This is a genomic window from Falsochrobactrum ovis, assembly GCF_003259955.1.
Taxonomy (GTDB): domain Bacteria; phylum Pseudomonadota; class Alphaproteobacteria; order Rhizobiales; family Rhizobiaceae; genus Brucella; species Brucella ovis_A.
In genome coordinates this window covers 412885-422343 of sequence record NZ_QLMK01000002.1, presented here as the reverse complement: position 1 = coordinate 422343, position 9459 = coordinate 412885, and the positions used below count along the sequence as shown (strand labels likewise).

Sequence of the window (9459 nt, the reverse complement as noted above, 5' to 3'; positions counted from 1 at the left end):
TGCGGTTAACGAAGATGATCCCGCTCAGAACGCGCCGATCATCAACGCGCTGGCGACCATGGCTCTTGGGGAAATAAGGACGAAGACGAGCCATTTGCTCGTCCGTCAGCCAAAATAAATTGCTCATGATTCAGGCTCCTGCACTGCCCTCTGAATCATAGACATCACGTCAAATCAATGGGTCCTGAACCTATATCGGGAAAACTATCGCCCACATCGACTATGCAACAATCGGGACGCTCATTCGATGCTTCTTTTAAACGTCTGTGCCAGTTCCGGTCATAAATTTTATCGTCGTCACAAAAAAGTATATCAACCTCTTGTCCGTTGAGTTCTTTTGCGGCCGGTAAAACCTTTGTCGCTGGCCCATAATCAAAATCGCAACGAACGATTTTCGTACCTGCGGGTACTTTTGGCAAAACACCGTCCCAATCAGGAAAGCGTCGATACGTTTTCGGAATATACAGTCTGATTTCCTTAGGCCGAAGGCTCTGAGAAAGCAAAGACCGTAGAGTTGGTTCAAGTAGATGAAAACGTGAAGGGATGGTCGATAGCGTAACTATCGTTGGTCGTTTCATTTCGCCCGCCTAATAGGTTCATAAGAATTTGGGATGTATTCCGGCTTAAGTGTCCCAAAGTCAACCCTCAGCCAAGGCGATGCATGACCGAGGGAGGAGGCGAAAACCTGTCAGAAGTGAGCGTAAAAAAAAGCGCTATTTCAGGCCGAGTTCTGCCCGTATAGAAACTTCATCTTCACCCAATTTTGGTGAGCGTTTATCTATCTTAAGTTCAGCATCTGAGAAGCGAATTGGAGTGCGCAGCCCTGGTACGCCTTGCGGCTCAATCTTCATGCCTCTGACAATAAATTGAGGATCCGCGAATACATCGGCGACCGTGTTAATTGGACCGGCTGGCACCCCGATTTTTGCCAATTCAGTTAAAAGCTCATCCCGTTTCCATTGCCGGGTTTTTGCTTCCAGAAAATCGGCCAGCTCAATGCGATTAGCGACACGTGAGGAATTCGTTGAAAAACGCTCATCTTTTGCAAGGCTAGCCTCACCCAACAAATCGACCAACTTGGCAAATTGGCTGTCATTGCCGCAAGCGATGATGAAATATCCATCCGCGACCGCCAGCGTCTGATAAGGCGATATATTTGGGTGTGCATTTCCCATGCGTTTAGGAGTAATCCCGGAAGCAAGATAGTTCATGGCCTGATTAGCCAACACCGCTGACATACAGTCAAACAAAGCCATATCTATATGCTGCCCCCTGCCCGTGCGTTCACGCATGAGCAAGGCGGATTGAATACCAATTACACTGTAAAGACCGGTAAAAATATCAGCAAATGCCACACCGATTTTCTGCGGCTCACCGTTAGGTTCACCGGTCAGGTCCATAATGCCTGACATGCCCTGGATCATGAAATCATATCCGGCTCGCTCTGCATAAGGCCCGTCTTGTCCAAAACCGGTTATTGAACAATAGATCAATCGCGGATTAATTTGTTTCAAACTTTCATAATCGAGCTGATATTTTTTCAATCCGCCCAATTTAAAATTCTCAATAACGACATCCGCATCCTGAACTAATTTTCTAACGAGTTCTCGCCCTTCCTCTGTGCGAAAATCCGCACATATCGAGCGCTTGCCGCGATTACAGGCATGAAAATAAGCGGCGGATTTTTCACCCTCGACTTCAATAAAAGGAGGTCCCCATCGGCGGGTATCGTCGCCTTCGTAGCTTTCAACCTTAATCACATCGGCGCCGAGATCGGATAAGGTTTGACCGACCCAAGGTCCGGCCAGAATTCGCGCTAATTCTATAACTTTAAGACCAGCCAAAGGCGTGTTTTGCATGGAGAACCCTTTCCGCACGACCTGCTTATTCAGCGGTAAGACGTGCCACCAAACTAAAAAAGCCCGCCCGCAAATAGCGAGCGGGCCTCGTCATAAAACCGGCCGTTTAGAAAAAAGCCTGAAGCCCAGTCTGGGCCCGACCCAGAATCAGTGCGTGAACATCATGCGTACCTTCATAAGTGTTCACGGTTTCCAGATTCTGCGAATGCCGCATCACATGATACTCAATCTGAATACCGTTTCCGCCATGCATATCGCGGGCCTGCCGAGCGATATCGAGCGCCTTGCCACAATTATTACGCTTAACGATAGATATCATTTCAGGAGCCATTTTGTTTTCATCAAATAGGCGCCCCACCCGAAGGCTTGCCTGCAAGCCGAGCGCGATTTCGGTCTGCATGTCGGCCAGTTTTTTCTGATAAAGCTGCATGCCTGCCAAGGGCTTGTTAAACTGCTTGCGATCAAGTCCATATTGGCGTGCACGGAACCAGCAATCCTCAGCCGCTCCCATAACGCCCCATGAGATGCCATAGCGTGCACGGTTAAGACAGCCGAAAGGTCCCTTCAGGCCCGAAACATTTGGCAACAATGCATCTTCGGAAACCTCGACGCCATCCATAACAATCTCGCCAGTGACGGAGGCACGCAATGAAAGCTTCCCGTCTATTTTTGGCGCGGAAAGGCCTTTCATACCTTTTTCCAACACAAAGCCGCGAATGGCATTGTCATGTGCCGCAGATTTTGCCCATACCACGAAAATATCCGCGATGGGGGAGTTGGAAATCCACATTTTGGTGCCGGTCAGACGATAGCCACCGTCGATTTTCTCGGCCCGACTTTTCATACCAGCAGGGTCAGAGCCCGCATCCGGTTCGGTTAGACCAAAACAGCCTATTAATTCACCGGAAACCAACCCCGGAAGATATTTCTGACGCTGTTCATCTGAACCATAGGCATAGATCGGATAAATCACCAATGAAGATTGGACACTCATCATTGACCGATAACCGGAATCGACCCGTTCAACTTCACGCGCCACGAGACCATATGCAACATAGCTGGCATTAGCCGCACCATATTCTTCTGGTAGTGTGAGGCCTAACAGACCAGCCTGCCCCATCATACGGAAAAGTTCTGGATCAGCACTTTCTTCCATATAGGCTTTTTCAATACGCGGCAGCAAAACATCGCTTGCAAAGGCTTGCGCAGAATCGCGGATCATACGCTCATCTTCGGTCAATTGTTCATCCAGAAGGAACGGATCTTGCCAGTTGAAAGGGGCACGTGACATATAAAGTCTCCTCAAAATGCTCAATAGAATATGACAAAATCGCAAAACGGGCGCAAACAAAGTTTACGCATCGATCTATTCCGTTTAGTAATAGATTATGACTTCCTTATCGCGTCGTTTACTCCCGTCCACAGCCGCATTGACCGCCTTTGATGCGGTCGCCCGTCACCAAAGTTTTTCTGCTGCGGCACAAGAGCTTTCGCTCACGCAGAGTGCTGTCAGCCGGCAGATTAATGCGCTTGAGAAGCAACTTGGAATTGCACTATTTGAGCGAAGCAGCCGCCATGTAGTATTGTCGGAAGCAGGACGAACCTATTTGAATACTATTGGCCCCGCTTTGGCTTCCATCCGCGCGGCCTCGTTGCATGTCATGTCACAGATGCAAGGCAATATTCTTAATCTGGCTTTTCTGCCGACATTTGGCACACGCTGGCTAATTCCCAGAATTCCGCGTTTTGTTGAACAATTTCCCGATATAATACTGAACTTTGCCACCCGCATCGGCCAGTTTGATTTTGAACGAGAAGGTCTCGACGCAGCAATTCATATTGGCAAGCCGGACTGGCCAAATGCGGATTGTACTTTTTTATTGGAAGAAATTGTGGTGCCGGTATGCAGTCCCAAATTTCTTCAAGACCATCCGATCGCTGACCCGCGCGATTTGTTAGCTCTGCCACTATTTAATATGGCGTCCCGACCAGACGCTTGGAATTTGTGGTTCCAAAGTCTCAATCTTACCGCTCCAAACTCAACAGCAATGCGTTTTGAACAATTTTCTAACGTAGCTCAAGCCTGTATCGCAGGACTGGGCATTGCTCTTATGCCGCTATTTCTCATCAATGCAGAAATTGAAAGCAAGCAGCTTGTGATCGCCTTCCCACATAAAATGAAAAGCCCCAGTAGCTATTATTTTGTCACGCCAGCAACTCGCGCCGATACGCCGGCGGTAACAGCATTTCGCGACTGGCTACTTGGAGAAGTCAGCCGCGAAACCGATCCTCACGCAATTGAGTTGCTTACGATCTCGTAAGAACGCAAGCGCTTTTGCTGATCATAGATCATGCCGGTGATCATCAACTCATCGGCACCGGTGCGTGTTGCGAACTCTTGAATCCCCTTAGCTACCGTTTCTGGACCTCCCACAACACGGCAGGATAAAGTTTGTCGGATTAAAGCTTGGGTGGCCGGATCCAGTTGATCAGCATAATTCTTGACCGGCGGGGGTAGTTTGCCGGGCCGTCCGGTACGAAGTTTAGCGAAAGACTGCATTTGAGAAGTAAAAAGAAACTCCGCCTCTTCGTCTGTCTCCGCTGCAATAACATTCAGTCCCAGCATCACATAGGGTTTATCTAAATATTGTGACGGCTCGAAACGTTCGCGATAGACCGCAATAGCCCGCTCCATTTCTGCAGGCGCAAAATGTGAAGCAAACGCATAGGGACGTCCCAATATTGCTGCAAGTTGCGCGCCAAATAGGCTTGATCCTAAAATCCATATCGGGATATCAAGCCCAGCCCCTGGGACGGCTTCTACTAGCTGCCCCGGTTCAGGCGGCGCAAAATAATTCATCAATTCCACAACGTCCTGTGGAAACGCATTTGGATCGCTGTGTAGAGTTCGTCTTAATGCACGGGCGGTTGCCTGATCAGTGCCTGGTGCGCGTCCAAGGCCAAGATCAATCCGGCCCGGAAAAAGCGATTCCAGCGTACCAAATTGCTCAGCGATAACGAGCGGTGCGTGATTTGGAAGCATAATGCCTCCAGCACCAACCCGAATGGTGGAAGTGCCAGCAGCAACATGTCCAATGACAACAGCCGTGGCTGCACTGGCAATACCGGGCATATTGTGGTGCTCGGCTAACCAATAACGGGTAAATCCGAGCCGCTCGGCAAGCTGCGCAAGCTCAAGCGTATTGCGCAAGGATGTAGCAGCATCACTGCCTTCGGAAACTGGTGAAAGATCAAGAACGGATAAAGGTATCATATCACTCATATGGGTTGCGCAGCAGCGGATACAACAACAGCAAAAAGGATGACCCATATCTAGGCCACTCTTGAGCAATGATACAATCAAAGTTTTAGTGATGTGATGCTGCTGCGACCCTCGGTAACGATCGTCCGCCCCCGCAACCCCGATGAAAGCGCGCGGCTGCGACAGCGTCACTTGCAATGATTAGCGGCACTGGCTCAGTGCGGCAAATTTCTCATTGCAACCCCGGTGACAGATAAAAAACGCAGCCTAGCGCATTCTGTGCTTAGAAAAATGCTTGCGTGAACCCGTTTTTCTGCAGGTTTATAAAACGGGCAAATCTCCGCGCGCCCATCCTTCTGAAGTCTCCGCAGCGAAATCCGTAAAACGCCCTTGCGAAATCGCACTGCGAATACTTTGCATCAAATACTGATAGTAAGCGAGGTTATTCCACGTTAACAGCATCGAGGCGAGCGCCTCACCCGACTTCACCAGATGATGAAGATAGGCGCGGCTATAATCTCGCGCTGCCGGACAATCGGATTCTGGATCAAGCGGCCGAGGATCGTCGGCATGGCGGGCATTGCGAAGATTGACCTTTCCAAAACGCGTAAAAGCCAGCCCGTGTCGCCCTGCTCGCGTCGGCATCACACAGTCAAACATATCAATGCCGCGTGCCACCGATTTTAAAATATCATCCGGGGTGCCAACTCCCATAAGATAGCGAGGCTTTTCCGTAGGCAAAATCGGACAGACCACTTCCAGCATGTCCATCATAACTTCCTGTGGCTCGCCAACGGCAAGCCCACCCACTGAATAGCCTTTCAAATCCATCGCCTTCAATGCAAGCGCAGAGCGCTCCCGCAAGCGTGGACTATCTCCCCCTTGAACAATACCAAACATGGCTTTGCCGGGCTGATCTCCGAATGCCACCTTGCATCGTTCTGCCCACCGCAGCGAAAGCTCCATAGCGCGCTCGGTGTTTGCTTCTGAGGAAGGAAGCGCAACACACTCATCGAGCTGCATCTGAATATCCGCGTCGAGCAGGCCCTGAATTTCAATTGATCGTTCCGGCGACATTTCATACGCCCGCCCATCAATATGAGATCGGAAGGTTACGCCCTGCTCATTAATCTTACGCAATTGCGCGAGCGACATAACCTGAAAACCGCCCGAATCCGTCAAAATAGGCCCTTCCCAGCCACCAAATTTGTGAAGCCCTCCCAGGCGCGCAATACGTTCAGCTCCCGGTCGCAGCATTAGATGGTAGGTATTACCAAGAATGATGTCTGCACCAAGTTCCTTCACTTGGCTCATATACATGGCTTTGACAGTTCCGCCGGTACCGACTGGCATAAAGGCAGGCGTCCGCACAATGCCCCGTGGCATGGAGATTTCGCCCCGACGAGCCGACCCATCCGTTGCCAGTACCTTAAATTCAAATTCTTCGCTGCTCATGCTCATTCTTTCGGTATTTGTCAAAACCTACGTCACGCTCGCGTCAATAGGCTCGCATCGCCATAGGAATAAAAGCGGTAATCATTCTCGATTGCGTATTGATAAGCTTCACGCATTGTTTCCAGCCCGCTGAAAGCTGCCACCAGCATGAAGAGTGTTGATCGAGGCAGATGGAAGTTTGTCATCAAAAGATCGACAGCTCGAAACTTGTAACCGGGCGTTATAAAAATATCAGTAGCGCCGGACCAGGGGTGAATAACTCCGTCCTCAGAACTCGCACTTTCGATCAATCGCAAGGAGGTAGTGCCAACACAAACAATGCGGCCACCGCGTTTATGTACCGCATTCAGTGCGTCTGCGGTTTGTTGTGACACATAGCCGACTTCGGAATGCATCTTGTGATCGGCTGTATCCTCTGCTTTCACCGGCAAAAATGTTCCCGCTCCCACATGCAGCGTCACAAAATGCTCTTCAATCCCACGTGCTCGAATCTCTTTCAAAAGCTCGGGCGTAAAATGCAATCCCGCAGTCGGCGCAGCGACCGCCCCTTCCTCACGCGCATAAACCGTCTGATAGTCCTTTCGGTCTCGCTCATCATCAGCGCGTTTCGAGGCAATGTAAGGCGGCAAAGGGATATGCCCCACCGCTGCGATTGCCTCATCAAGCATGGCACCTGAAAGATCAAAAGAAAGCAGCGCTTCGCCGCCGTCGCTTTTCTCTACGACTGTTGCGTCCAGCGTGCCCATGAAGCAGCTCGTGCCACTATGCCCAAAGCGTATTCTGTCGCCTTGCTTTATCCGTTTGGCAGGGCGCAAAAACGCCTTCCACTGATATGGTCCGACTCTCATATGCAGCGTCGCGTTAACCTGAGCAATATTTCCTTCTCTCTCCCGCATGCCTTCAAGCTGTGCGGGTATTACTTTGGTATCATTAAAAACCAACGCATCACCGGGCTGAAGCAAATCCGGAAGTTCAAAAACCTGCCGATCCTCAAATTTCATTCCAGGATTTACTATAAGCAATTTGGCGTGATCGCGCGGCTCTACCGGGCGTAGAGCTATATGTTCTTCCGGCAAATCAAAATCGAAAAGATCAACGCGCATAGTTCCTCGCAAGCATTACCTAAAGTGATGCTCAATATTGCGGCAAGAATTGCATTTAAACGAATTATGGCTTCGGCGACATTGCCGCCGAAGCCTAAAGCAATTTGTGATAACTGATTTTAGACGTCAGCAGCAATTCGAGCTGTAACGATCATATCAGGATCGACAACAGGTTCGCCGCGTTTGATCTGATCGACATTATCCATACCTTCGATGACCTGTCCCCACACCGTATATTGACGGTCAAGCCAAGGCGCATCCGTAAAGCAGATGAAAAACTGCGAATTAGCGGAGTTCGGGTTTTGTGAGCGTGCCATCGACGCAGTGCCGCGCTTATGCTGAGTATTTGAGAATTCGGCTTTTAGGTCCGGCTTATCGGAACCACCCATGCCCGCGCGAGAGCTATTAAAATGCTCGCCACCGGTCTTGCCAAACTTCACGTCACCTGTCTGCGCCATGAAACCATCAATTACACGGTGAAAAACAACACCGTCATACGCGCCTTCACGAGCAAGTTCTTTAATGCGCTGAACGTGACCCGGTGCGAGATCCGGGTAAAGTTCGATGACAACTTGGCCCTTGGTGGTTTCCAGTAAGAGCGTGTTTTCGGGATCTTTATAAGCCATTTGGGCCTCTCCTTGTTGCATTATTTCTTATCGGCTTCGATCGTTGCTTTCAGAATCTTATCCGGATTATCGACCGATCCATTGTTGGATTCGCTGCCCTTTTTAATATTATCTACGGCTTCCATGCCACCGACAACTTTGCCAACGACTGTATATTGGCCATTAAGAAAATCGCCATCATCAAACATAATGAAAAACTGCGAATTGGCCGAGTTTGGGTCCTGACTGCGAGCCATCCCCACAGTGCCTCGGACAAAAGGCTCTTGTGAGAATTCCGCTGGAATGTTTCCATATTGAGACCCGCCGGTCCCAACACGGGTTTTGTTGTAATTTTTATCTATATTTCCGAATTGAACGTCACCCGTCTGGGCCATAAAGCCGGGGATCACCCGGTGGAAGGCGACGCCATCATAAGCACCATCGCGCACTAGTTTTTTGATCTGCTCAGTATGTTTCGGCGCCAGATCCGGGCGGAGCTCCACGGTTACATCACCGTCTTTAAGGGTAAGAATAACCGTGTTCTCAGCATCATTCGCGGAAGCAAAATGAACAGAACCAAAACTACAGGCAAGAAGAGCAGTCGCCGCGAGGGCCGATCGGAAAAATGACATGAATGGTAACTCCGGATTAGGTTTTATTTTTTGATTCCAACGCATCCGCCACCACTGCGGGAACAAAAGGCCGAACATCGCCCCCCATAATGGCAATCTGGCGAACCAATGTGGCGGTAATCGTGCGTACAGCCGGATCGGCTGGCAAAAATACTGTTTGCAAATCCGGCGCCATGATTCCATTCATACCAGCCATCTGCATTTCGTAATCAAGATCAGTGCCATCACGCAAACCGCGAACCAATAATGTCGCTCCATGTTTACGAGCGGCATTGATTAAGAGCCCATCAAACGAAATGACTGAAATGCGTGGCGCATCCTCAACGAGTACATCTTTAGCACTTGCTTCAATTAGTTTCAGGCGTTCCTGGAAACTAAAGGTCGATTTTTTACCCGGATGAACGCCGATCGCAACAATCACCTGATCAGCTAAGCGCAACGCAGCTTTAAGAACATCTATATGGCCGTTAGTCACCGGGTCGAAAGAGCCGGCGTAAATCGCAATCGTCATTTCTCCCAGCTATCCTTTTTTGTCCAAATTTT

9 protein-coding genes and 2 pseudogenes are annotated in these 9459 nt (G+C 49.7%); 1 reads left to right on the top strand and 10 read right to left on the bottom strand.

Features of this window, described 5'->3' with window-relative positions; translation table 11 throughout:
* From C7374_RS05670 to C7374_RS05655, 4 genes and pseudogenes are all read right to left on the bottom strand, one after another.
* Window positions 1-127 (bottom strand): annotated as a pseudogene (locus tag C7374_RS05670) (IS5/IS1182 family transposase); the annotation flags it as partial.
* Window positions 128-191: 64 nt separating this feature from the next.
* Window positions 192-578, bottom strand: a pseudogene (locus C7374_RS05665) (glycosyltransferase family A protein); the annotation flags it as partial.
* A 135-nt stretch (window positions 579-713) separates the two neighbouring features.
* Complete coding sequence (locus C7374_RS05660; RefSeq protein WP_111574623.1) at window positions 714-1859, bottom strand: CaiB/BaiF CoA transferase family protein; 1146 nt, start codon at window positions 1857-1859, stop codon at window positions 714-716.
* Between the two features lie 106 nt (window positions 1860-1965).
* Entirely contained in the window at window positions 1966-3150 is a 1185-nt protein-coding gene (locus C7374_RS05655) for an acyl-CoA dehydrogenase (RefSeq protein ID WP_111574622.1), read from the bottom strand.
* 97 nt (window positions 3151-3247) lie between these two features.
* On the opposite strand from C7374_RS05655, the gene C7374_RS05650 reads away from it, so the two are divergent.
* Complete coding sequence (locus C7374_RS05650) at window positions 3248-4180, top strand: LysR family transcriptional regulator (protein WP_111574621.1); 933 nt, start codon at window positions 3248-3250, stop codon at window positions 4178-4180.
* Here C7374_RS05650 and C7374_RS05645 read toward each other — a convergent pair.
* The 6 genes from C7374_RS05645 to coaD all read right to left on the bottom strand — a co-directional run bounded on the left by C7374_RS05645 (window position 4150) and on the right by coaD (window position 9427).
* Window positions 4150-5133, bottom strand: a complete 984-nt coding sequence (locus C7374_RS05645; protein WP_111574657.1) for an LLM class flavin-dependent oxidoreductase — start codon at window positions 5131-5133, stop codon at window positions 4150-4152. The two genes, C7374_RS05650 and C7374_RS05645, sit on opposite strands and share 31 nt — an antisense overlap.
* Before the next feature lie 309 nt (window positions 5134-5442).
* Entirely contained in the window at window positions 5443-6576 is a 1134-nt protein-coding gene (gene tgt, locus C7374_RS05640; protein WP_111574656.1) for a tRNA guanosine(34) transglycosylase Tgt, read from the bottom strand.
* Between the two features lie 32 nt (window positions 6577-6608).
* Complete coding sequence (queA, locus tag C7374_RS05635) at window positions 6609-7679, bottom strand: tRNA preQ1(34) S-adenosylmethionine ribosyltransferase-isomerase QueA (protein ID WP_111574620.1); 1071 nt, start codon at window positions 7677-7679, stop codon at window positions 6609-6611.
* A gap of 119 nt (window positions 7680-7798) precedes the next feature.
* On the bottom strand, window positions 7799-8305 hold the full coding sequence (locus C7374_RS05630) for a peptidylprolyl isomerase (RefSeq protein ID WP_111574619.1): 507 nt from the start codon (window positions 8303-8305) through the stop codon (window positions 7799-7801).
* 20 nt (window positions 8306-8325) lie between these two features.
* Entirely contained in the window at window positions 8326-8916 is a 591-nt protein-coding gene (locus C7374_RS05625) for a peptidylprolyl isomerase (protein WP_111574618.1), read from the bottom strand.
* Window positions 8917-8932: 16 nt separating this feature from the next.
* On the bottom strand, window positions 8933-9427 hold the full coding sequence (coaD, locus tag C7374_RS05620) for a pantetheine-phosphate adenylyltransferase (protein ID WP_111574617.1): 495 nt from the start codon (window positions 9425-9427) through the stop codon (window positions 8933-8935).
* Window positions 9428-9459: the final 32 nt, after the last annotated feature.

What these genes read in the sequence shown, in the direction of transcription:
- C7374_RS05625 (WP_111574618.1), bottom strand. Translation starts at nt 8,916, where the DNA reads ATGTCATTTTTCCGATCGGCCCTCGCGGCGACTGCTCTTCTTGCCTGT.
- C7374_RS05630 (WP_111574619.1), bottom strand. Translation starts at nt 8,305, where the DNA reads ATGGCTTATAAAGATCCCGAAAACACGCTCTTACTGGAAACCACCAAG.
- C7374_RS05645 (WP_111574657.1), bottom strand. Translation starts at nt 5,133, where the DNA reads ATGATACCTTTATCCGTTCTTGATCTTTCACCAGTTTCCGAAGGCAGT.
- queA (WP_111574620.1), bottom strand. Translation starts at nt 7,679, where the DNA reads ATGCGCGTTGATCTTTTCGATTTTGATTTGCCGGAAGAACATATAGCT.
- C7374_RS05655 (WP_111574622.1), bottom strand. Translation starts at nt 3,150, where the DNA reads ATGTCACGTGCCCCTTTCAACTGGCAAGATCCGTTCCTTCTGGATGAA.
- C7374_RS05650 (WP_111574621.1), top strand. Translation starts at nt 3,248, where the DNA reads ATGACTTCCTTATCGCGTCGTTTACTCCCGTCCACAGCCGCATTGACC.
- tgt (WP_111574656.1), bottom strand. Translation starts at nt 6,576, where the DNA reads ATGAGCAGCGAAGAATTTGAATTTAAGGTACTGGCAACGGATGGGTCG.
- C7374_RS05660 (WP_111574623.1), bottom strand. Translation starts at nt 1,859, where the DNA reads ATGCAAAACACGCCTTTGGCTGGTCTTAAAGTTATAGAATTAGCGCGA.
- coaD (WP_111574617.1), bottom strand. Translation starts at nt 9,427, where the DNA reads ATGACGATTGCGATTTACGCCGGCTCTTTCGACCCGGTGACTAACGGC.